At 43.0% G+C, this 23,571-nt stretch carries 23 protein-coding genes; 17 read left to right on the top strand and 6 right to left on the bottom strand.

Annotation, left to right across the window (positions count from 1 at the left end; translation table 11 throughout):
* Position 1 precedes the first annotated feature (1 nt).
* Positions 2 to 1,141: a multidrug effflux MFS transporter gene (locus KP803_RS20150; RefSeq protein ID WP_427916974.1), complete on the top strand. Its 1,140-nt coding sequence runs from the start codon at positions 2 to 4 to the stop codon at positions 1,139 to 1,141.
* Positions 1,142 to 1,228: 87 nt separating this feature from the next.
* Positions 1,229 to 1,510 (top strand): H-NS-like global regulator TsrA, encoded by a 282-nt coding sequence (gene tsrA, locus KP803_RS20145; RefSeq protein WP_248010637.1) that lies wholly within the window; start codon positions 1,229 to 1,231, stop codon positions 1,508 to 1,510.
* Between the two features lie 139 nt (positions 1,511 to 1,649).
* Here the strand turns inward: tsrA and asnC are convergent, their stop codons facing one another.
* A complete protein-coding gene (gene asnC, locus KP803_RS20140) occupies positions 1,650 to 2,108 on the bottom strand; it encodes a transcriptional regulator AsnC (RefSeq protein WP_248010636.1) in 459 nt (152 codons plus the stop codon).
* Positions 2,109 to 2,223: 115 nt separating this feature from the next.
* Between asnC and KP803_RS20135 the strand changes: the two genes are divergently transcribed.
* Together KP803_RS20135 and KP803_RS20130 are read left to right on the top strand one after the other, a co-directional pair.
* A complete protein-coding gene (locus KP803_RS20135) occupies positions 2,224 to 4,542 on the top strand; it encodes a sensor domain-containing protein (protein WP_345791574.1) in 2,319 nt (772 codons plus the stop codon).
* 109 nt (positions 4,543 to 4,651) lie between these two features.
* Complete coding sequence (locus KP803_RS20130; protein WP_248010635.1) at positions 4,652 to 5,431, top strand: class I SAM-dependent methyltransferase; 780 nt, start codon at positions 4,652 to 4,654, stop codon at positions 5,429 to 5,431.
* Positions 5,432 to 5,506: 75 nt separating this feature from the next.
* On the opposite strand, the gene KP803_RS20125 is transcribed toward KP803_RS20130, so the two are convergent.
* Entirely contained in the window at positions 5,507 to 6,388 is an 882-nt protein-coding gene (locus KP803_RS20125) for a carboxylate/amino acid/amine transporter (protein WP_248010634.1), read from the bottom strand.
* Positions 6,389 to 6,493: 105 nt separating this feature from the next.
* Entirely contained in the window at positions 6,494 to 6,919 is a 426-nt protein-coding gene (gene uspA / locus KP803_RS20120; RefSeq protein ID WP_248010633.1) for a universal stress protein UspA, read from the bottom strand.
* 156 nt (positions 6,920 to 7,075) lie between these two features.
* Between uspA and ftnA the strand changes: the two genes are divergently transcribed.
* The 4 genes from ftnA (at position 7,076) to KP803_RS20100 (ending at position 10,103) form a co-directional block, all read left to right on the top strand.
* On the top strand, positions 7,076 to 7,603 hold the full coding sequence (gene ftnA / locus KP803_RS20115; protein ID WP_248010632.1) for a non-heme ferritin: 528 nt from the start codon (positions 7,076 to 7,078) through the stop codon (positions 7,601 to 7,603).
* Positions 7,604 to 7,675: 72 nt separating this feature from the next.
* The gene (uspB, locus tag KP803_RS20110; protein ID WP_248010631.1) at positions 7,676 to 7,999 is read left to right on the top strand and encodes a universal stress protein UspB; all 324 of its coding nucleotides are present in this window, start codon (positions 7,676 to 7,678) and stop codon (positions 7,997 to 7,999) included.
* A 215-nt stretch (positions 8,000 to 8,214) separates the two neighbouring features.
* Entirely contained in the window at positions 8,215 to 9,402 is a 1,188-nt protein-coding gene (locus KP803_RS20105; protein WP_248010630.1) for a BaiN/RdsA family NAD(P)/FAD-dependent oxidoreductase, read from the top strand.
* Between the two features lie 149 nt (positions 9,403 to 9,551).
* Positions 9,552 to 10,103, top strand: coding sequence for a recombinase family protein (locus tag KP803_RS20100; RefSeq protein WP_248010629.1), 552 nt, complete (start codon positions 9,552 to 9,554; stop codon positions 10,101 to 10,103).
* Here KP803_RS20100 and KP803_RS20095 read toward each other — a convergent pair.
* Positions 10,100 to 12,613, bottom strand: a complete 2,514-nt coding sequence (locus KP803_RS20095; RefSeq protein ID WP_248010628.1) for a sensor domain-containing protein — start codon at positions 12,611 to 12,613, stop codon at positions 10,100 to 10,102. The two genes, KP803_RS20100 and KP803_RS20095, sit on opposite strands and share 4 nt — an antisense overlap.
* 238 nt (positions 12,614 to 12,851) lie before the next feature.
* Here KP803_RS20095 and KP803_RS20090 point away from each other — a divergent pair, with 238 nt between their 5' ends.
* Positions 12,852 to 13,676 carry an HDOD domain-containing protein gene (locus KP803_RS20090; RefSeq protein ID WP_248010627.1) on the top strand — a complete coding sequence of 275 codons (825 nt, stop codon included), beginning with the start codon at positions 12,852 to 12,854 and terminating at the stop codon, positions 13,674 to 13,676.
* A gap of 46 nt (positions 13,677 to 13,722) precedes the next feature.
* Here KP803_RS20090 and KP803_RS20085 read toward each other — a convergent pair whose 3' ends face one another.
* Entirely contained in the window at positions 13,723 to 14,634 is a 912-nt protein-coding gene (locus KP803_RS20085; RefSeq protein WP_248010626.1) for a DMT family transporter, read from the bottom strand.
* A gap of 135 nt (positions 14,635 to 14,769) precedes the next feature.
* On the opposite strand from KP803_RS20085, the gene rmuC reads away from it, so the two are divergent.
* The 7 genes from rmuC (at position 14,770) to tatC (ending at position 20,996) form a co-directional block, all read left to right on the top strand.
* Positions 14,770 to 16,284: a DNA recombination protein RmuC gene (gene rmuC / locus KP803_RS20080; protein ID WP_248010625.1), complete on the top strand. Its 1,515-nt coding sequence runs from the start codon at positions 14,770 to 14,772 to the stop codon at positions 16,282 to 16,284.
* Between the two features lie 46 nt (positions 16,285 to 16,330).
* Positions 16,331 to 17,131, top strand: coding sequence for a bifunctional demethylmenaquinone methyltransferase/2-methoxy-6-polyprenyl-1,4-benzoquinol methylase UbiE (gene ubiE / locus KP803_RS20075; protein ID WP_248010624.1), 801 nt, complete (start codon positions 16,331 to 16,333; stop codon positions 17,129 to 17,131).
* A gap of 44 nt (positions 17,132 to 17,175) precedes the next feature.
* Complete coding sequence (locus KP803_RS20070) at positions 17,176 to 17,781, top strand: ubiquinone biosynthesis accessory factor UbiJ (RefSeq protein ID WP_248010623.1); 606 nt, start codon at positions 17,176 to 17,178, stop codon at positions 17,779 to 17,781.
* Complete coding sequence (ubiB, locus tag KP803_RS20065; protein ID WP_248010622.1) at positions 17,778 to 19,412, top strand: ubiquinone biosynthesis regulatory protein kinase UbiB; 1,635 nt, start codon at positions 17,778 to 17,780, stop codon at positions 19,410 to 19,412. The genes KP803_RS20070 and ubiB overlap by 4 nt, the downstream gene beginning before the upstream one ends.
* Positions 19,413 to 19,460: 48 nt before the next feature.
* The gene (gene tatA, locus KP803_RS20060; protein WP_248010621.1) at positions 19,461 to 19,715 is read left to right on the top strand and encodes a Sec-independent protein translocase subunit TatA; all 255 of its coding nucleotides are present in this window, start codon (positions 19,461 to 19,463) and stop codon (positions 19,713 to 19,715) included.
* Positions 19,716 to 19,718: 3 nt separating this feature from the next.
* Complete coding sequence (tatB, locus tag KP803_RS20055; RefSeq protein WP_248010620.1) at positions 19,719 to 20,162, top strand: Sec-independent protein translocase protein TatB; 444 nt, start codon at positions 19,719 to 19,721, stop codon at positions 20,160 to 20,162.
* Positions 20,163 to 20,243: 81 nt separating this feature from the next.
* On the top strand, positions 20,244 to 20,996 hold the full coding sequence (gene tatC, locus KP803_RS20050; protein ID WP_248010619.1) for a twin-arginine translocase subunit TatC: 753 nt from the start codon (positions 20,244 to 20,246) through the stop codon (positions 20,994 to 20,996).
* Between the two features lie 331 nt (positions 20,997 to 21,327).
* Here tatC and KP803_RS20045 read toward each other — a convergent pair whose 3' ends face one another.
* Positions 21,328 to 22,092, bottom strand: coding sequence for a TatD family hydrolase (locus KP803_RS20045; protein WP_248010618.1), 765 nt, complete (start codon positions 22,090 to 22,092; stop codon positions 21,328 to 21,330).
* A gap of 155 nt (positions 22,093 to 22,247) precedes the next feature.
* Here KP803_RS20045 and hemB point away from each other — a divergent pair, with 155 nt between their 5' ends.
* On the top strand, positions 22,248 to 23,291 hold the full coding sequence (gene hemB, locus KP803_RS20040; RefSeq protein ID WP_248010617.1) for a porphobilinogen synthase: 1,044 nt from the start codon (positions 22,248 to 22,250) through the stop codon (positions 23,289 to 23,291).
* Positions 23,292 to 23,571 lie beyond the last annotated feature (280 nt).

The raw sequence follows: 23,571 nt of genomic DNA, 5'->3' as shown, positions 1-23,571 counted from the left end.
TATGTTGGTGCTGTTTAGCCCACTAGCTATTGATATATATCTGCCTGCACTACCTCAAATGGCTGAGACGTTTCACGTGGAACCGACACAAGTAAAAGATACGATAACTTGGTTTTTGTTTGCTATGGGTGTAGGGCAACTCTTTGCTGGCCCCTTGGCGGACAAACACGGGCGTCGAACGGTTGCATTAGTGGGTATTAGTATCTACGGTTTGAGTGCTTGCTTGGCGTGGGCTGCCCAAACCATTGAGTGGATGTTAATAGCAAGGTTACTGCAAGGCTTGGGAGCATGTGCTACCTCAGTGGCTGCCTTTGCAACCGTTCGCGATCTCTTTGGACCACAAAAAAGTGGCAAGATGATCAGCTACCTTAATGGTGCTATCTGCTTTATTCCTGCTTTAGCACCTATCTTTGGTAGCTGGTTAACACAGCAGTTTGGTTGGCGATCCAACTTTTCCTTTATGGCAATTTTTGCTTTCGTTGTTGGCATCATACTGTTCTTTAACCACAAAGAGACCAATCCCACTCAAGCTCCTCAAGCTTTTTTTAAACTGAGCCGATACGCACAGGTTCTCAAGAACCCAATGTTCCTATTTCATGCTTCACTATGTATGTTCGCGATGGCTGTGATACTAGCGTACGTAACATCGGCGCCAGGAGTGCTAATGGAGCGTTATGGGTTATCCATGGACGAGTTTACATTTTGGTTTGGTATTAATGCCGTCTTTAATATCATCGCTTGTATGACTGCGCCTAAATGTATGGAAAGGCTAGGGACAAGAATGACGATTATCATTGGTGTCGTATTGTTTAACTTGGCTGGGCTGATCATGTTAGTTCTTGAATCACAGCAAACAGCCTTTGCATTCATGTTACCTATATTTATCTCGTCAATTGGTTTTGCATGGGTGCTAGGCGCGGCAGCAGGAAAAGCACTGGCCCCATTTGGTGACAAAGCAGGTACGGCCGCCGCATTGTTAGGATTGTTTCAAATGAGTGGCGCTGGTTTAGTTGTTGGCCTAACTCAACGCTTACACCTATCACCGGAAATGCTAATTACGTTGCTATTATGGGTTACGGCGCCGAGCTTAATTGTATTGTGCTCTAAAGTGGGTCACAAATGGCATGAGATACGGGTTTAGATATAATATGATGTTTTATTACCCTTAAAACAGGTGTATATTTAGCCTCTCACGTAACATATATAATGCAGTGGATACTAAATAATAATGTCGATGACAACTTATGAAATGGCGCGTGCTCTAGAGCAACTGGATGAGGCGCCGGAAAAAGTCATGTTTGGTAAGCTTCTTAATGAGATGGGTAACCAAAGTGGTGAACGTATTCGTAGTGCAGCGAAGCAAGTGCCTATTGATGTACTGCGTGATATCGTTTTTCAGTTTCAGCAAGTGATTGAATCGAGAAAAGGTGAGCAAATTGAAATTCTTGCTAAGCAATTAGCCGAGCAAGGGATCTCACCAGAAGAGCTTCAAGCCTACTTAAATAAATAAGACATAAGTAGTTAAGATATTAAGAATTATAAAGAAAGAGCCTCATATTCCTATGGGGCTCTTTCTTTTTTTTTGTATGGGTTGTATGCAAATGATTCAAGGTAGTTCTCGACTACTATTATTAAACATTGCGTTGTAATTAAGGGTTCACATTTCGGTTAATCGGGTTTTGTAGCGAGATGAGGGTTTCAGTAGATTGCACTTCATCAATCGCTTGAAGCTTATCAATTAACACAAACTGAAGCTCTTCAATTGACTTACACATCAGCTTTACAAAGATGTTGTAGGCACCAGTTGTATAATACGCTTCAACGACTTCTTCCAGCGCGTTAAGTTTCTCAATGGCAGAGTGATAGTCCCGAGCAGCGTTTAGGTTGATACCGATAAAACAGCATACGTCGTAACCTAACTTCTTAGTATTAACGATAACCTCAGTACCTTGAATGATCTCAGCAGACTTCATCTTTTCGATTCTTACGTGGATGGTTGCCGGGCTAACATCAAAGCTCTTTGCCATTTCAGCGTAGGGTTTTCGTGCATCTTCCATTAAGGTCTTCAAAATAGCCTTATCAAGATCATCAAGTTTTGCGTGTTGCATGAAATATTTAGCCTTTAGTTGCACGTCTATAGCAAAGTAAACGGGATGAACGCTAGTATATTTTATCGACAGCGATGATACTATTAACAATTGTTAAAAATATGAGACAACCTGAGTGCGCCACTTCTTCATCTTGCTATTGGTCTCTGGGGCTATATTTAATCTTTCCCATGTAACCGATTCTTATGCGACAGAGTTGCTGGTGGTTTCTGATGACACTGCTTTGGCAGACAGCGCACAGGTAAACACCTCCTCAGACCCACGCCAGAACACGGACTTATATGATAGAGAGCTTCAATTACTTGTCGTAATACTGTTTGTCATGTTGTTGGTGATATTTGCGTTAGTCTATTATCTCAACAAAATAAAAATCAGTCGCCAAGCGGCTGAGCAGAGCCAAATGATACTTGAGTCAGTATTTGATCAAAGCTATCAATACATTGGTATTTTAGATGGTCACGGACGGCTGATATCAAGCAATAGTAAACTTCAAAGTCTTATTTACGATCAAAGTTATCAGCTTGATAAGCCCATCTGGTATCACAAGCACTGGCACAATAAATCAGCCGATCAAATTAAACAGTTTTTCTCTAACCATGGCACGAGTCAGAGCAAGCAATTCGAGGGCGAGGTGTGGCAACGAGAGCGCGGGGTGATTGTATTAGACCTTTCATTAAAGGCGATGACCAAGCATGTAGGTTATGACCAACTATACCTTCTCGAAGCTCGTGATATCACGACACGTAAAGTAACAGAAGATAAGCTCTTCCAACGAGAAGCGAAACTGAGTCACTATTACGATCAGCAGCCAGTGATGATGATTACTATTGATGATGACAATCGAATCCAGCAGGTTAACCGTTTTGCTGAGCGGTTACTTGGCTATCCATCCAGTGATATTCTTGGACATAAGCTGAGTGAGTTTTACCTCAGTGATGAGTCTCTATCGGCAAAGAAGGTTCTACTTCAGCCTAGTCAGGCAATTGAAGGGGTATGGCGACGAGAGGTGGAGTACAAACACTTTGATGGAAGCGTCATCTATGTTCGAGAGAATATTCGTTCAATGGTTGAGTCTGGACAAGTACTTATTGTTGGTGAGGATATCTCTGAAATGCGCCAACTGGCGGACCAACTCGCTTATCAAGCAAGGTTTGATCTCCTTACCGATACATATAATCGCAACCACTTTGAACTTGAGCTAGAAAAGGCAGTAAAAGAGATTGAAAGTCACCTGAGATCTCATGCCATGCTCTATTTAGATATGGATCAACTCAAAGTCCTTAATGATACCGCTGGTCATGAGGCGGGCGATGCGGCGATTCAATTTGCCGCAAGTATGCTAGAAAGTATACTGCCCTATAACGCAATTTTAGCTCGAATGGGTGGCGATGAGTTTGCAATTTTACTTAAAGACTGCACAGAGCTCGACGCAATCAAACTGTCGAGGAACATAATAAAGACCCTAGGAGAGCAGGCGTTTTTGTGGGATCACATCCGTTTGAAGTTAACGTGCTCAATTGGTATTCGACTTATCGACCATACAGCCGCGTCACCACAAATGGTGCACGCTCAAGCTGATACGGCTTGTCACGTGGCAAAAGAAGAAGGACGAAATCGATACAACCTATACCAAATTGATGACAAAGAGCTGCAACAAAGAGAGCTAGAGATGGAGTGCGTTAATCTCGTGCACGATGCTCTAGAATACGATCGCATTGAGTTATTCGCTCAACGTATCTTAAGCTTGGATGGCGATAATTCAGTACTCCGTTTTGAAATTCTTTCTCGAATTCGAAACCATAAAGGGGATTACATATCTCCAGGTGTCTTTATACCCGCTTCAGAACGTTACAATATTGCTCATCTCATAGACAAATATGTCGTTAGCCATACTCTAAAATGGCTAGAGGACCACCCTGAGGAGGGGGAGCGAATACACGGTTGCTCGATTAACCTGTCTGGACAATCGATAGGCAATCAAGAATTCATCGACTTTCTACTGCTTGAACTAAAAAGTAGCCCTGTATCGTGCAGCAAGATCTGCTTTGAAATTACCGAAACAGCAGCGATGAATAACATGGACCAATCTATCGACTTCTTCGGTAAGCTAAAAGCGTTGGGCTGTGTGATTGCGTTAGATGACTTTGGATCAGGCCTTTCGTCTTTTGGCTACTTGAAGAAGCTACCGGTTGATATCGTCAAAATAGACGGTCTATTTGTGCGTGATATTGATGTCAATGAGATGGATTACGTTATGGTTAGGTCTATTAATGATTTAGCCAAGCAAATGGGTAAAAAAACCGTGGCTGAGTTTGTCGAAAATAGTGAGATCATCGATCGTCTTATTGAGTTAGGCGTTGATTATGGGCAGGGCTACTTCATTGGTAAGCCAATGCCTATTGAGCGCTTTATCCGAGAAGTGGAAGAGGCCTAACTCATAGAACAGTAATCATTGTCATTAGATAAACTAGAGAAAGCGATAAAAAAAACAGGTAGACTTCTGCCGTCTATTTTTACTCATTGACTAACGTTTGGAGCCTACGTTGCAGCTACAATTGATATGTGAAGTCCCGTCTCAACAACATACACTTAATAGCCTTGCTGAGCGCTGGAAGTTGACGCATGATGCCTCAAGTAACTTTGCCTTGGTTCTAACTGAAGAGCACCTTGAGCTGCGAAAATTAGATGAACCTAAGTTAGGTGCCATTTATGTTGATTTAGCGGGAGGCGCAGTGGCTCATCGGCGTAAATTTGGTGGTGGAAAAGGGCAAGCGATAGCCAAAGCGGCAGGTTTAAATAAAGGTGTAACACCAACGGTTTTAGATGGAACCGCAGGGTTAGGCCGCGATGCGTTTGTGTTAGCTTCATTAGGCTGCAAAGTCCAGATGGTCGAGCGTCACCCTGTTGTGGCTGCGCTGCTTGATGATGGGCTTACAAGAGCAAAACAAGACAGTGAAATTGGACATTGGGTGAGCGAAAGAATGTCGCTTATTCATGCTTCTAGTCATGACGCACTGGAAAAGCTTAGCCAAGATGAAAGCTTTGAACAGCCTGATATTGTCTACCTAGATCCTATGTACCCACACCCCGAAAACAAAAAGAAATCAGCGCTAGTAAAAAAAGAGATGCGAGTGTTCCAATCATTAGTTGGTGCGGATAACGATGCCGATGATTTGATAACGCCTGCATTAGCGTTAGCCAACAAAAGAGTCGTGGTTAAACGCCCTGACTATGCACCTTGGTTAGGGGAGCAAAAGCCTAGCATGGCAATAGAGACTAAAAAGAATCGGTTCGACGTCTATGTTCTGGCTTCAATGGCATAATATTGTTATCGCTAACGGATAGCAAAAAGCTCACTATTTCAGTGAGCTTTTTGCTAAGTAAGTACGGGATTTTCGCTAGCGTTGAACTTGATACTGCTGCTCAACTTTCTTTTTGACCCAGGTTTCATTGATCCAAAGTGAAAGCAAAATAATTGCTCCGCCAATCGATAAGCTAACAAGATCGACATCTCGATTCCAGATGACGATGTTCACAATAAGTCCCGCAGGAACAAGAACATTATTCATCACCGCTAATGCACCAGCGTTAACGAGACACGCCCCTTTATTCCACGCAAAGTAACCGACACCTGATGCGATTACACCTAAGTAAGTAAGTACCCACCATTGCAGGGACGTTGTGGGTAGTTTTTCGATATTACCCATCAGAGCAAAAGCAACACTGGCCACGCAGAGAGCCCCGAAGTAAAAATACCCAAAGATAGAGTGCTGTGGTAAATCAGGCTCATCTTGCTCCATGACGTACTTATAACCGACCTGACCAATGGCAAAACAGAGGTTTGCGCCTTGTACCACCATAAAGCCTAAAATGAAGTTCTCATTGATGCCTGCGAATTTAATGAAAGCCGCTCCAGAGACGGCTATCACAGCCGTGACTAAGTACCATGGTGAAAATCGACGCTGTAAAAGGTCATAGATTAAGGTGACATAAATGGGCGTGAAGACGGTGAATAGTAAAACTTCTGGAACCGACAGAAGAAGAAACGATTGATAATAGAAACAGTACATCAAACCGAGTTGAATACCGCCAATACACATCAATTTTAATTTGAGCTTATTAGGTACTGCGCGAAACTTGGTGAAAGGGATGAATACGAGGCTGGCTAAAGCAACACGCATTAAGACAGAGAACCAAGAATCAACCTGACCAGCAAGATACACACCAATCAAACTAAATGAAAATGCCCATAGTAGGGTGACTGCAGAAAGATAAAACATAAATAAGAGTCGTTATCAATAAGGTGTCCGCAGTCTACCCCAAATCTCCCTACCCATATAGAGAAGATTGATTGGTCAGTGGAGTACTCGTTATATTATCCGCGCTTAATCTTTTAAAGGCACGACTAACATATCGACTGGGGAGCTATTGATTAGCTGTCTTGTCGAGGAGAGTAATTTACTCCAAAAGTCCTGATGATGCCCGCATACGACAAGGTCAATGCTGTGCTCATTAATGGTATCGCAAAGCTCGTTACTTAAGTCACCGCTGCCAACCAAAGTGTGTTTAATTGGGTATTGAGCATGGTCAGCAAAATCTTGAAGTTGCTTCTGCGAGGCTTCCATTGCTTGATGTTGAGTCTCAGCAAGGTTGATATCGATAAGCCCTGTATAAAGCTCAGCATAGTTAATATCGATATGAATGAACGAGAGGTTTGCGCTAAGAGGCTTAGCGAGGGCGACGGCTTTCTCGACCAGAAGCTTACTGTCTTCAGAAAGGTCAACGGCGACTAAAATATGTTGATAGCTCATAGGTTCACTCCTTTATAGTAGGGATATAATTACTCTAGCATCTGTTTATAAGAAGTTTTGCCGTTGTGATCCCATATCCACATTGAGTTATGAACATGTTATGGTTTGTGTGATGAGTTAGTAAAAACAGTTATATAGCTGAATTAGGAGAAAAAAATGCTACCACAAGCAATGGTTGAACAATTGAATGAGCAAATAAATCTAGAATTTTTCTCATCCAATCTATACTTACAAATGAGTGCTTGGTGTGAAGACAAAGGATTTGAAGGTGCAGCGGAGTTTCTCAGAACTCATGCAGTAGAAGAAATGCAGCATATGCAGCGTCTTTTTACTTACGTGAGTGAGACAGGATCAATGCCAATCCTTGGTGTGATTGAAGCGCCACAACATGAATTTGAAAGCTTGGGTGATGTGTTTCGTTTGACCTTTGAACATGAACAGATGATTACCCAAAAAATTAATAAGCTAGCGCATGTTGCTTTCACATCTCAAGATTACTCAACGTTTAACTTCTTACAGTGGTACGTTGCCGAGCAGCACGAGGAAGAGAAGTTATTTAAAGGGATCTTAGATAAGCTTGAGTTGGTGGGTGAAGATGGTAAAGCACTATTCTTTATCGACAAAGACCTGGCTGTTTTAGCTAAAGAAGGTTCATCTTCAATAATGGATGCCCCAGCTGAGTAATTTCAGCTAAAAGACAGTTCACACGATCGTCTTTTCTTTCCGGGCACTTTTTGAAGATGTAGGGAGGAGAAGATGATCAGTGGAGACACTATTTTATTAGCGCTGTTGTTGGTGACGTGCATCAATATGGCCCGCTATTTAACTGCATTGCGTTCATTAATCTATATTATGCGCGAAGCTCACCCGTTACTTTATCAACAGGTCGATGGGGGCGGGTTCTTTACCACTCATGGTAATATGACCAAACAGGTCCGTCTTTATAGTTACCTAAAAACCAAAGAATATCATCACCACCACGACCCAGTCTTTACTGGTAAGTGCGATCGAGTGAGGGAACTATTTATCCTTTCTGCGGGTTTATTGAGTGTGACACTGCTTATGGCGTTTTTCGTTTAAAGTTTGCTGGATAATAAACGAGTAAAATCGATTTGCGAGTAAACGATTGAGTAGGTAATGAACTAACCCGCTAAATTGGCAATAACCTTTTTTGCGGTTAGAATACGATACCGTCGTAGGGATGTGCTTTTGCACATCCTTTTTTATTTCCAAAATTGACCAGTACTATCTCGATAGTTGAATAACCTGTTTGTCATTTATAGAAGAGCAAAAACATGAGCAACCAATTTGATGTCGTAATTATTGGCGCGGGAGCTGCTGGCTTAATGTGTGCAGCGGAAGCCGGCAAGCGAGGTCGACGTGTCTTATTGGTCGATCATGCAAAAAAACCAGGCCGTAAGATTCTAATCTCTGGTGGTGGCCGCTGTAATTTTACCAACTACGATGTCACAGCCAATAACTTCCTGTGCAATAACCGCCACTTTGTAAAATCTGCACTTTCTCAGTATACCAACTGGGATTTTATCTCAATGGTGAGTAAGTACGGGATTGACTTTGAAGAACGCGAACATGGTCAGCTCTTCTGCCAAGACTCTGCAAAGCAGATTGTTAGCATGCTCTTGGATGAGTGTAAGCTTGAGAACATTACGCAACGATATCAAGTTGAAGTCACTGAAGTTGAGAAGCAAGAGTCGGGCTTCACAATGAAGCTCAATGGTGAAACCACGCTCTGCAAGTCATTAGTGGTGGCAACCGGTGGTTTATCAATGCCTAAACTGGGGGCAACGCCCTTCGGTTATAAGCTTGCTGAGCAATTTGGTTTATCGATCGTCCCAACTTCGGCTGGATTAGTCCCTTTCACTTTACATAATAAAGACAAAGACGATTTAGCATCACTGTCTGGTATAGCGATACCTGCAGAAGTAACGACTCAAGATGGTACTTTGTTTAAAGAAGCGCTTCTATTTACCCATCGTGGCCTCTCTGGCCCTTCTATTTTACAAGTTTCATCATTTTGGAAAGCGGGGCAAAGCGTCTCCATTAACCTCGTGCCAAATGACGACATTGAAGCGCTGCTTGAGCAAGCACGAGAGCAGCACCCAAACCAGAGCCTAAAAAACACCTTAGCTAAGGCGCTTCCAAAACGTTTACTGGATGTACTTATCGAGCGTAAAGAGCTGACGGATAAGCCATTGAAACAGTTTAACTCTAAAGAACTTGAAGCAGTGGTTACTCTACTAGAAAACTGGCAAGTTGCGCCAAATGGCACTGAAGGGTACCGAACGGCTGAAGTGACGCTTGGTGGTGTTGATACCGACCAGTTATCTTCTAAAACGATGGAGTGTAAAAGCGTATCGGGCTTGTACTTTGTTGGAGAAGTGATGGACGTTACTGGCTGGTTAGGTGGTTATAATTTCCAATGGAGCTGGTCGAGCGGCTATGTTGCAGGTCAATGGGTATAAGTTCGTTTTAACTCACTTCTAAATGAACTCATATTAAGTGATTTGTACACACTAAAAAGACAAAACCAGTTCGTTTAGGGCTGGTTTTTGTATTTATGAACCAATCCCGTCTAGAGTTTAACTATTAAAGCCACTTTTTAGGTAAACCTATGCTGATTGGATACGCTAACACGTTACCTCTGGATTGTAGCACCCAAGAGAAAGCGTTAGACGCTTTAGGCTGTGATAGAACGTTCCTAGAGAGAACCCAATCTCTTGATCGAGAGAGCTTGAGAGCCTGTATTGATTACTGTAGCAGTGGCGACACCTTAATCGCAACTCAACTGGAGTATTTAGCGGTATCCATTGCCGATTTCTGCCTAATTCAAAAAGAGCTTGCTGATAAAGGGGTTGGATTACGGATCGAAGCACTTGAGCTTGATACCAACACAATACAGGGGCAGCAGGTACTCAGTACAATTCAAGGCATCGCCTTATTTGAGCGAAACGTGATGATTGCTCGTCAGCGCGAAGGAATAGCGAAAGCGAAAGCCAAGGGAAAATATAAAGGACGAAAGCCTACCTGTGAAGAAGCGAAAAAGTTGGTGGAAGCGATGATTATCAATGGAAAAGAACCCAGAGAAATAATGCAGAAGATGGAAATTGGAAAAACCACCTTCTACAAAATCAAGAAAGAGATAAAGCTAAGTGAACACCGCTAAATGAGAGGGGAACGACTCTTGGTTTCGCATCTAAAGAACTCTATTAGCTTCTCACTTTGAGCGGACTCTCTTGGGTTAAGTGGGCGGCTAAGATGAAACCCTTGCCCTAAGCTGCAACCCTGCTGGATGAGATGCTGCTGTTGTTCGCTATACTCTATCCCTTCGGCGATGACTTTTAGGTTTAGGCTTTTAGCCATTGCAATAATCGCACTGACGATCGCGACACTGTCTTCATCTCGTGGAATATCATCGATAAATGAGCGATCGATTTTCAGCTTATCAAGAGGTAGACCTTTTAGGTAAGAGAGAGAAGAGTAGCCAGTACCAAAGTCATCTAACGATATTTCTATGCCGATACTTTTTAGCTGATTCAAATCATGAGTCGCTAATGCAGAATCTCGCATTAGAAACCCTTCCGTTATCTCTATTTCTAAATATCGAGCAGGTAACCCAGTGCGCTGCAAAATGGCCTTTAGGTTACTTGTGAAGTTTCTTTGCTGTAGCTGAATAGCCGAGACATTAACGGCTATTTTGGAGAAATGGTGTCCAGCATCAAGCCATTGTCTACCTTGTTTACATGCGCTCTCTAATACCCATGCTCCAAGTTCATTGATGAGCCCCGTTTTTTCTGCGATAGGAATAAACTGATCCGGTGGAATATTACCAATAGAAGGGTTGTGCCAGCGTAGCAGTGCTTCTAGACCGATAAGCTGATTATTTTCTAGATCAAATTGAGGTTGATAGTCGAGGTGGAATTCATTGTTTCTGATGGCTTGGTGAAGCGCCGAATGAAAGCGTACATGCGATTTTGAAGCATCCGTAAGTTCAGGGGAATAAAACGCGTACCCATTACGGCCATTTTTTTTAGCCAAGTACATGGCGGTATCGGCATTCTTTAGCAAAGTATCAGTATCTGTTCCATCTTGAGGGTAACGCGAAACCCCTATGCTAGTCGATAGATGAAGAGGGTGGCTATCATTCGGATAAAAAGGTGACTTGAACAGGCCGAGGGCTCGGTTAATCATCGCCGTTAGGTCTTCTGATTGTTCGATATTTGTCACGACAATCACGAATTCATCACCACCGATTCTAGCAACGTGATTTTGGCAGTGTAGTGTGGTTTTAAGTCTCTGTGCCAAGTCGATAAGCACCTGATCACCACAGTGATGACCGAGGCTATCGTTGATGTGTTTGAAGTGGTCAATATCTAAAAACAGGGTGGCAAAGGGTTGAGCTTGTTCTATTTGTTTGGCTAACAGTTGAATTAATTGCGTTCTATTGGGGAGATCAGTGAGTGGATCGAAAAAGGCCATTTTTTCCAGTTTTTGTTCATGCGCTTTACGTGTCGTAATATCTTCAAAGACACAAAGGTAATTGAGCGGTTGTTTATCCTTCCCAAGCACTGCCGTAATGGTGGATTTCTGTGGATAAATCGTCCCATCTTTGCGTCTATTCGACAGTTCACCTTTCCACTGACCGGTTTGACCCAAGCGCTGCCACATCTTTTTATAAAAGAGGTCATCTTGAAGGCCGGATTTAAGGAGCCGAGGGTTTCTTCCTCGAACTTCATCCGCATGATAGCCAGTAATGTCGCTAAAGGCTTTATTAACTTCAATGAGATCACCACGATGATCGGTAATCATCATGCCTTCATAAGAGTTATTAAAGATTTTTGCGGTGAGCTTTAATTGGTTTTCTACCGTTTTTCGACGCGTGACATTACGCGTCATACCGAGCACACCAAGTAGTTCGCCATTCTGTTTTTTTACGGGAGACTTTATGGTTTCTAACCAGATGTTTTCATTACCCTGATTCATACCCGAGCACTCTTCAACGATGTGTTGTTGACCAGTTTTAACAACGTGTTCATCGGCCTTTATAAAGTTACTGGCAATCTCTTCATCAAATAGATGATGATCTTCTGCACCGATGATCTTCGTGATGTCATAGCCCCACGCTTGTTCTACCGCGCGGTTGCAGATGATGTATCTCCCTTTGTTGTCCTTTACCCAAACATGATCATCTAGTCCATCAAGAAACTCTTGTAGAGAAGGGAGCTGCTGTCCATGGGATTGTTGCAAACACGCTAGGTCATGGCTGAACTTTCCAGTAAGGGTTTCTAGCCATGCGCATAATGCTCGACTTGTTGAAGAATCTTCTTTAGTGCTCTGGGGGGGCTTTGTGACTAATACCGCGAACAGAGTACCATCGGGGTGCCAAATAGGCGTTGTCCATATTGGCTGAAAGCCAGATTGATACTGCACACTTGTGGAATTAGGGTAAGTGATCCTAGTGAGTGTTTCATTGAGCACAGCAAGACAGCTGTGCAGCTCTAATTCATTATGAGCAGTAAGGCCTTCTGTTAAGCTTAGTTCACAAAATAGTGGTTGCCAATTAGCACTTTCAGAATACTGAAAGAGTTGATGGGAACACTGGTAAACACGAGATTGTTGCTCAATGAGGTGTTGCCATTGGCTGATGTATGAGGAAGGCAGTGCAATGCGAAACATAATTTATCTCAAATAATCGTTTTTATGCCATCACTCAGAGGTAAGTTCTTGTTATTTATATGAGCGTGGTTTTGTTCTTATATTGTATCACTACTGATGGTTATATAGGCGATCTGTATCATTTCTGTGAGCTTGGTTTGATAAGGGGATTATTCAAACTCTGAGAGTAAAGTCGCTCTATTCTGTCTATTTTGACCTATATTAAATAAAGATGGCTATCGTCCAAAGGAGTGATTTCATGGGCCAACACGCATTGATTTCCCGTATTAATGAGCTTCCACGCATTGAGAGTGTGCTACAAGAGTTGCTTGATATGGTCAATCGAGAGTCGATTGATTTTGGTGAGTTGTCGCGCAAGATGTCAATGGACCAAGTCCTGAGTGCACGTGTATTGAGAATGGCAAACTCTGCTCATTTTGGCGGTGTAAAAGGGGTGTCCACGATTAATGATGCCATTGTTAGGGTTGGAGCTGGTGCGATTCGAACCTTGATCTCATCGTCTATATTAGCCACTACGTTTCCAAAGCTTGAGACCTTAAATTTAAAAGATTATTGGGCTAATACCTTTGAAGTGTCGATCATCGCGAGTGCGATTGCAAAATCAGTACAGCTCGATCCCAATGAAACTTTCACGACTGGTGTCCTGCATAATATTGGCGAGCTAATGATTCACTCATTGGTACCCGAACAAGCCGTTGAAATTATGGCTCGTGTCGATGCGGGTGAAAATGTGGTGAAAGTACAAAGAGAGGTACTCGAAACCGATTCGCAACAACTCGGGGCTGAATTAGCCAAAGCGTGGCAATTCCCTCCAGAAATGATTGATGCCATTGCGAACGTCAACCATCCAGGTAAAGCGGTGGAATCTAAAAAGTTGGCGTGTGTCTTGTACTTAGCTCGTGATGTTCATCAAAAGTGGGATTACATGTTAGGTGGCGATGAGAAACAAGCGTTTATTGCCGCGCACCCAGTAGGAAAAGCGTTGTCACTCAATGGCGATATGGTTGAAAAGATAGATGGGGTTAGAGGGCAAGGAAGTGAAATGGCGTACCAGTTGTTTTAGTACGCCAAGGTTAGGGTTATTCATTTTCAAACGTTATAACTAAGCGCTACTCTTCAGCTTGAGTTGCGCTTGTCTTCTTTTTACCCCATTTCACTTGCTGTATAACCAATCCGGTAATAATCAGAATAAGGCCAACCAAGGTTGTTGGATGAATCTCTTCACCAATAATGGTCGCTAATAACATCAGAGAAATAAACGGCGAGGCAAAGATTAAATTGCTAATTCGAGCTGTATTTTGTGTCAACTTAAGTGCGCTTAACCACAAAACAAAGGTGACGCCCATTTCAAATAACCCGACATACGTTACCGCGAGCCAACCCTTTACACTTATTTGGTGCCAACTTTCGCCTTCATAGAGGCTGAGCCCGATGGCAAATGGGATAGCCACCAAAAAACCGAGTAGAACGCCGATGACTGGATCGGCTTTATTCTTGGCATTTAAAATCCAGTATCCAGCCCAAAGCAGAGTTGATAATAGAGCCAAAGCCACGCCTAGTGGGCTATCAAAATTAAGCCCCAGAATATCGCCTTTTGTTGCAATGACGATGACGCCAAAGTAACTGAAACCACATGCAATCCAGTCTTTTCCACGAATTTTTTGCCCGAGAAATACTGCTGCCATTAAAGTCAGAGTTATTGCCCAGCTGTAGTTGATCGCTTGTGCTTGAGAGGCGGGTAAAAGATCGTAGGCCTTGAATAAAATTAGGTAATAGGCGAGTGGATTAATGAGCCCCAACAGTAAGTAGTACCAAGGATTAGAAGTAAATGTTGTCGATAACTGATCGAGCTTACCTTGAAAAAAACAGATGGCCAGCAATGCTATTGCCGAGACAATACTGGCAATGGTGAGCATTTGGATAGGGGTGAACTCTGCCAATGTCAGCTTAAAAGCAGTAGCGACAGTTGACCATAATAAGACAGCAGATAGGCCAAAACCAATGGCGCGGCGTTCGTTCATAAGTTATCCAAATAGAGGCATTAAGGCGAATTAGTCGCCTAGTCTAACGGTCGAGGTTAATAGCGACAAACTGGACATTTATCCAGTATCGAAATACCATAATATTTATCGATATAAAGTGAGTTAACGCCTTTTATGCAATGGATTATTGAACATCAAACACTCTTAGCTAGCTCAATAGCGAGCGCCGTTGCCTCTGGATTGGCTGCAGGTTGGTGGATTAAGCACAAAATGCAGTTAACCACTCAACGCTTAGAGCAGCAGCTAGAGTCGCAAAACCAACTACACACTAGCCAGCAATCGCAACTCAATAGCTCACTCGCACAAGCTCAAAAGGAGCTTGATGAACTCGATGTGGCTCGAGATCAATCTGCCCATGAACTGAAGCAGTCCCACGGAAAGCTCATGGCTGTACTTGAGAAGCTGCGTCATTTTGAAACGGTGAAACAAGAGCGACAGCAGTATGCTCATGAGCTCACTGAGGTTCGTGAAGCGAAAGGACAGCTCGAAGCTCAACTGCGTGAGCAAGAAGCGCGTCATGAGCAACAGTCTATCGCCAGTGCCGAGAAACTTCAGTTATTAGAGCAAGCTGAAGAGCGTTTGAAGCAGCAATTTGAGCACTTAGCTAATCAGCTCTTTGAAGCCAAAACAGCGAAAGTGGATGAACAAAACAAACAGAGCTTAAATGGGCTCCTTTCTCCGCTAAAAGAGCAGCTAGAAGGTTTTAAGAAGCAGGTAAACGATAGCTTTAGCCAAGAAGCGAAAGAGCGTCATACCTTGGTGCATGAATTAAAGAGCCTACAGCGCCTGAATGAGCAGATGACCAAAGAAGCCGTGAACCTGACACAGGCGTTGAAAGGCGATAATAAACAGCAGGGTAATTGGGGTGAAGTGGTATTGGCTCGAGTGCTTGCGGAATCAGGCTTGAGAGAAGGCCATGAGTATCAAACTCAAGTGAGCTTGCAAAATGAAGCCGGTAAACGATTCCAACCCGATGTGATTGTTCACTTACCTCACAACAAACAGGTTGTGGTGGATTCCAAGATGGCGTTGGTTGCGTTTGAGCGGTACTTCAATGCAGAAACTGACGAGGAGAAAGCACAAGCACTTAGTGACCACTTGTTAGCTCTTCGGGCTCATATTAAAGGTCTTAGCCAAAAAGACTACCATCAGCTAAAAGGTATTCAGAGCCTAGATTACGTATTGATGTTTATTCCCGTTGAACCCGCTTTCCAAGTGGCTATTCAAGCCGATCCAAGCTTAGTGAAAGAGGCGATGGAGCAGAACATTATTATTGTAAGCCCAACAACCTTATTAGTCGCACTGCGCACTATCGATAACCTATGGCGTAATGATAGGCAGAATCAAAATGCTCAGTTGATTGCCGAGCGAGCAAGTAAGTTATACGACAAAGTCCGCCTGTTTGTGGATGACATGGAAGGGTTAGGTGGTGCATTAGATAAAGCGAATCAAAGTTATCAAGGGGCAATGAATAAGTTAGCCACAGGGCGAGGAAATGTCATCAAGCAAGCCGAAAGCTTTAAAACCCTAGGGGTTGAGGTTAAAAAGCCAATCTCAAGTAACTTGGTGGAAGTCGCACAAAATGACTCGTTAGTAGAAAGACATCCGCTTGAGGATAAAGTAAACTAATCGCCCGCGGTACTCGATTTAACAGTACTGTAGATGAGGAATGACAATGACGGACACCAGTGTGCAATCAAATACAGCTTTAGAATCAAATCCATCAACACAAGACGCAGAAACTACTCACTTTGGTTTTGAAACCGTAGCCAAAGAAGAAAAAGTGGCTAAGGTTGCCGAAGTATTCCACTCGGTAGCGGCAAAGTACGACATCATGAATGACCTTATGTCAGGAGGTGTTCATCGATTATGGAAACGCTTTACGATTGATTGCAGTGGCGTTCGCCCTGGTCAGCGTATCTTAGATCTTGGTGGTGGTACTGGTGATTTAACGGCTAAATTCTCACGTATTGTCGGTGAGAAAGGCCATGTCATTCTGGCTGATATCAACAACTCTATGTTGAACGTTGGCCGTGATAAGCTGCGTGATAGCGGTATTGTAGGCAATGTCCATTATGTTCAGGCTAATGCGGAAGAGTTGCCATTCCCAGATGATTATTTTGACTGCATCACGATCAGTTTTTGTCTGCGTAATGTGACCGATAAAGACAGAGCTTTACGCTCTATGTATCGAGTGCTGAAACCAGGTGGACGTTTATTGGTCCTTGAGTTTTCTAAACCGATTCTTGAGCCTTTGTCGAAAGTGTACGATGCGTACTCATTCCACCTGTTACCTAAAATGGGTGAGCTGATTGCCAATGACGCTGACAGCTATCGTTACCTTGCTGAATCTATCCGTATGCACCCGGATCAAGAGACGTTGGAAGGTATGATGCAAGGCGCTGGTTTCGAGAAAACCAATTATTACAACCTAACCGGTGGCATTGTTGCACTTCACCGTGGCTATAAGTTTTAATCAAAAGGTTAAAACGATAAAGCGGACAAGTAGGAAGGACAATTATGCCATTCGATCCCTTAGTCACAGCGGTGGTGGAAACCTCGTTAAATCGACTGATTCAAGATGATCCTGAGCTAGGCCGTCGTTTAACGCGCTTAAAAGGTCAGGTTATCCAAGTTCATCTTAAAGAACTGAATAAAACATTAACCTTTGTTTTCAGTCAGCAAATTGATGTGTTGGCAGACTACGAAGGAGAGCCTGATTGCTTTCTTTCTTTGAACCTTTCTGTACTTCCAGAATTACGTGAACAAGCCAACATTACCGATCTGATTAAGCAAGATAAGCTTGATTTACGTGGTGATATTCAGTTAGCGCAAAAGTTTGCTCAGTTGATGAAAGACTGTAAGCCTGACGTTGAAGAGTGGTTGTCGCGCCTTACTGGGGACGTTGTTGCCCACAGTGTGGTTCAAGGTGCAAAAAATGTATCTTTTTTCCTAAAGAAACAGGCATGTAAGCAGCAATCCCACTTAGCACAAGTATTAACAGAAGAGTGGCAGATTACACCGCCACCACTGGAAATCGCGTACTTTTGTGACCAAGTTGATACGCTTGCTTCCCAAGCTGAGCGCATTGAAAAACAACTGAATAAACTGTTGGAGAAAGCATGACGCCAGCAGAGCTAAAGCGCTTATATCGAATCATTAAAGTTCAGTTAGAGTATGGTCTTGACGAACTCCTTCCTGAACACCCTAAGACCAAAGCGCCATTGTTAGCAAGAAAGTCTTTGTTTTGGCTGAAAAATAAACACCCAGATAAAGAGCTAGGGGAGCGGTTAAGATTAGCGCTGCAAGAGCTTGGTCCTGTTTGGATTAAGTTTGGCCAAATGATGTCAACGCGTCGTGATCTGTTTCCTCCGTTTATTGCTGATCAGCTTGCTTTACTTCAAGACCAAGTGGCACCGTTTGATGGCGCACTAGCGAAACAGCAGATGGAGAAGTCACTCGGCGGCCCTATTGAAAATTGGTTCACTGATTTTGACATCGAGCCACTGGCTTCTGCCTCTATTGCACAGGTGCATACTGCCAAACTCAAAGAGTCGGGTCGTGAGATCGTATTAAAGGTGATTCGCCCTGATATTCACGCTGTCATAGAAGCGGATATTAAGCTGATGTATCGCATGGCGCGTATCGTGGCAAAAGCCCTTCCTGATGCTCGACGTTTGAAGCCGGTTGAAGTGGTACGTGAATACGAAAAAACCATTCTGGATGAGCTCGATCTGCGCCGAGAAGCGGCAAACGCAATACAGCTACGTCGTAACTTTGAAGGCAGTGAAGAGCTGTATGTTCCTGAAGTCATTCCGGATTTTAGTAGCGAAAGCTTAATGGTTTCGGAGCGTATCTACGGTATTCAAGTTTCTGATATTGATACTCTTAAAGCCAATGGTACTAACATGAAACTATTGGCGGAACGTGGCGTGAGTGTCTTCTTCACTCAGGTGTTTCGAGATAGTTTCTTTCATGCGGATATGCATCCAGGAAATGTTTTTGTTCAACATGATCATCCTGAGAATCCACAATGGATAGGGTTAGATTGCGGTATCGTTGGTACATTAAACAGTGAAGATAAACGATATCTTGCAGAAAATTTACTCGCATTTTTCCATCGAGACTACCGTCGTGTGGCAGAATTGCACGTTGATTCTGGATGGGTTCCACGTGAAACCAATGTTGATGAATTTGAATTCGCTATTCGAATCGTATGTGAGCCGATCTTTGCGAAACCCTTAGGTGAAATTTCGTTTGGTCATGTGCTACTCAACTTATTTAACACAGCACGACGCTTCAATATGGAAGTTCAGCCGCAGTTAGTTCTGCTACAAAAGACACTGCTTTACATTGAAGGTTTGGGTCGTCAGCTCTATCCGCAATTGGATTTATGGGAAACCGCAAAGCCATTTTTGGAAGAGTGGATGATGAAGCAAGTTGGCCCTCAAGCCGTGATTAATGCGGTGAAAGACAGAGCACCGTTTTGGGCGGAAAAGCTCCCAGAGTTACCGGAGCTACTGTATGACAGCTTGAAGCAAGGGAACACGTTAAATCAGCGAATGGAAACCTTCTATCAAGGCTATCGACAAAGCAAGCGTCAGCAAGCGACAGGGCGTTTTTTGTTTGGTATTGGGGCTACATTGGTTGTATGCTCGGCAATATTAATCAGTAGTCCGTATGAGCAGTTATCTATAGCAAGCGGTCTTGGTGGTGTCACATTTTGGCTGCTTAGTTGGCGAGCTTATCGTCAATAGACGGTAGACTCATATTAATTTCGTAAATCATGACCCGAGGTAAATGAAATGGGTGGTATTAGTATCTGGCAACTTCTTATTATTGCTGTCATCGTTGTATTATTATTTGGAACAAAGAAATTACGCGGTATCGGCGGTGACTTAGGCGGTGCGGTGAAAGGCTTTAAGAAAGCAATGAGCGAAGATGAGACTGCGAAAAAAGATGCAGACTTTGAGCCGAAGAATATTGAGCAGAATAAAGCTGAGTCAGTGAATGCTGATGCTCAATCTACAGAAACGAAGAAAGACAAAGAGCAGGCATAATCAGTGTTTGATATCGGTTTTTGGGAACTGGTATTGATATCTGTAGTAGGACTTGTTGTTCTTGGCCCTGAACGTTTGCCACATGCGATTCGTAGTGTTACCAAGTTTGTTGGTGCTGCAAAAAGTATGGCAAATAGCGTGAAAGACGAGCTAACTCATGAGCTTAAAATTCAAGAGTTGCAAGATAACTTGAAAAAAGCAGAGCAAATGGGGATGGAAGACCTTTCTCCAGAGCTAAAATCTTCAGTAGAAGAGCTTAAGCAAGCCGCGCAAGATGTTCAGCGACCATTCGCCAATAATGCTAATTCAGCTAAATCTGATCTCTCAGTCAAGACTGAGGAAAAAGCGTCTGATTCAGTGAAGGTTGAAACTGCCACACAAAAGACAGTGGTGGCAGAAGCAACAGTTGACGTACAAGATACTGCGGCAGATAAAAAAGCCGAATAGTCTCATACTTGAGGAGCTGCTTATGCGCGGCTCCTTTTTGATCTTTTCATTTATTCGATATTTATAGCATAGAGGTTCGACATGGCTTCTGTTGAGCAGACTCAACCTTTGATCAGCCATCTACTGGAACTAAGAAATCGTCTTCTACGTGCAATTGTTGCCGTGCTGATTATATTTTTAGGACTGATCTACTTTTCCAATCATATTTACGAATTTGTATCCGCTCCGCTTGTTGACCGCCTTCCTGAAGGGGCGACGATGATTGCGACGGATGTTGCCTCGCCATTTTTCACACCACTCAAACTCACCTTGATCGCATCTGTTTTTGTGGCTGTACCGTTTATTCTGTACCAAGTATGGGCCTTCGTTGCACCTGGTCTATATAAGCATGAACGACGCTTAATTATGCCACTGATGTTTTCAAGCTCATTGCTATTTTACTGCGGTGTCGCCTTTGCTTACTTTGTGGTTTTTCCATTGGTCTTCAGTTTCTTTACGGCGATTTCATTAGGCGGCGTTGAGTTTGCAACGGACATATCAAGCTACCTTGATTTTGTTTTGGCGCTGTTCTTTGCTTTTGGTATCGCATTTGAGGTTCCAGTCGCGATTATCTTACTGTGTTGGACTGGGGCAACGACACCTCAATCCCTATCAGAGAAGCGGCCGTATATTATTGTCGGTGCTTTTGTTGTCGGAATGATGCTAACGCCGCCTGATCTGATCTCACAGACGCTACTTGCGATTCCAATGTGTTTGCTGTTTGAAGTGGGGCTGTTCTTTGCTCGTTTTTATACCAGAAAAGAAACAGAACAAGATGAGCAGGAAGAATCCTAACCCTGTGTTAAGTATTGAACAATAATGGTTAGATATAGAAAAGGTTGGCCTTAGCCAACCTTTTCTATTTAAGCCGATTTTTACCATAGTATTGATTATCGAACCGACATGACGTGACCACAATTTTGGCACTTGTAAATTTCTTTTATACCGATGACTTTCTGCCAAAATGTTCGGTGTTTTCTTTGATAATGCTCTTTGTGATTACACATAACTGCCCCCCAACTTTTGCTTGAGGGCGCATATTAAATGAGCAGTGTGAAAAGTTAAATATGCTTTATGGATCAATATCACACTTTTGATATATAAACCTAGTTTGATATAGTGATAATTATATCAATGAGAACAGTTGGTTAGTGTTTTCTTCGGTGACTTTTTCGATCTCTTCTAGAATGCTGCAGCGAAGCTCTGCGACTCTGCTAGCAACTAGCTGAGTATATGCGGGCTCATTACGTTTACCTCGGTGCGGAACTGGTGCTAGGTAGGGGCAGTCGGTTTCCAAAATAACGTAGTTCATATCAAGATGAGGGATTACCTTATCCATACCGCCATTTTTAAATGTAGATACACCACCTAAGCCAAGGTGAAACCCAAGATCATTGATCGCTTTCGCTTCATCAACACTTCCACCAAAACAATGGAAAACGCCGCGCAGGGATCCATCTTGTTCTTGTTTTAGTAGTGCTAACGTTTCTTCAATTGAATCACGAGTATGGATCACAACAGGAAGATCCTTCTCCTTTGCCCAGTTAAGCTGAGTAATAAAAGCCATTTCTTGTTCAGCTTTGTATGTTTTATCCCAATAGAGATCGATACCGATCTCTCCTACAGCAATAAAATTGTGCTTATCAAACCAGGAGTGGATCGTAGCCAACGTCTCTTTAACGTTGCCATCGACATAGCAAGGATGTAACCCCATCATTGAACGACAGATCTTCGGATACAGTGCCTCTGTCGCGAGCATTGGCTTGATTGAATCCAAATCAATGTTAGGCATCAATATCTTAGTAATGCCTTGCTGCATTGCACGCTGTACAACGTCATCTCTATCGTTATCAAATTCGCTGGCGTAAATGTGAGCGTGGCTGTCGATCATGATCGTCTCTTTTCAATATCAGGTGGAATTATTGGCTGAGTATACGGCAGTGTGAGCCCTAGGTCATTTTTAGCATTTTTGATCATTGGTGCTAGCGCAAGTTACTAAGAGTGATATGATTTTGCTTTGCGTTTTCATCAGACAAGGAGAATAGGGTGTCTGTATCTATCCAAGGCCAATTCCCAGGCCGCCGTATGCGCCGTATGCGTAAACATGAATTTAGTCGCCGCTTAATGGCAGAGAATCAATTGTCCGTCAGTGATCTGATCTACCCAATGTTCATTCTAATGGGTAAAGACCGTCGTGAGAGTGTCGAGTCTATGCCAGGTGTTGAACGCTTATCTATTGATTTAATGCTTGAAGAAGCTCAGTACCTAGCGAATTTAGGGGTTCCTGCAATCGCACTATTCCCTGTTGTTAACCAAGACGCCAAGAGCTTGTGTGCAACAGAAGCGTATAGCTCAGATGGCTTAGTACAACGTGCCGTTCGTTTGTTGAAAGAGCATATTCCTCAAATTGGTGTGATCACGGATGTCGCTTTAGACCCATTCACGACGCACGGTCAAGATGGAATTATCGATGATGATGGCTATGTGTTAAATGATGAAACAACCGAAGTCTTAATCAAGCAAGCGTTATCGCATGCTGAGGCGGGTGCTGACGTTGTAGCCCCTTCCGACATGATGGATGGACGTATTGGTAAAATTCGCGAAGCACTAGAAGAGGCGGGGTATATTCATACTCAGATTATGGCTTACTCAGCGAAATATGCGTCGAGCTACTATGGTCCGTTTAGAGATGCAGTTGGATCATCGTCAAATCTTAAAGGTGGTAATAAAAAGAACTACCAGATGGATCCAGCTAATAGTGATGAAGCACTTCAAGAAGTTTCGATGGACATCAATGAAGGCGCGGATATGGTGATGGTGAAGCCAGGAATGCCATACCTTGATGTTGTCCGTCGCGTTAAGTCTGAACTTCAAGTTCCTACCTTTGCTTATCAGGTCTCTGGTGAATACGCGATGCATAAGGCAGCTGTCCAAAACGGATGGCTCAATGAACGTGAAACCGTCATGGAATCATTGCTTTGCTTTAAGCGTGCGGGTGCCGATGGAATTCTGACTTACTTTGCGAAAGATGTTGCACAGTGGTTAGCATCAGACAATGCTCAGGCTGCTCAGCACTTAGATAAAAATTAAGAACCCTTAGTCATGATAGATAAGGCTAGCATTTGCTAGCCTTTTTGTTTTGTTCTACCAATAAATCCAAATTAAATAATAGTATTCAAAATCAATGGTTTAATTTTTCCGGAGAGATGTAGTCATTCACAGCGTGAATTAAATGAGAATTTTTATCATTTAGGTGTTGATTATTAAATGAGAATCATTATTATTAGGGCTGTCTTAGGGAATGAGAGAAAGTTCATAAGGACATGACGTTACCAGAATCTAAAAAGCTGATGGTAATAGCCTTGAACTC

Source organism: Vibrio amylolyticus (genome assembly GCF_023145695.1).
In the GTDB taxonomy this organism is placed as follows: Bacteria; Pseudomonadota; Gammaproteobacteria; order Enterobacterales; family Vibrionaceae; genus Vibrio; species Vibrio amylolyticus.
The sequence above is the reverse complement of the archived record's forward strand: the minus strand, read 5'-3'. Positions and strand labels throughout refer to the sequence as shown.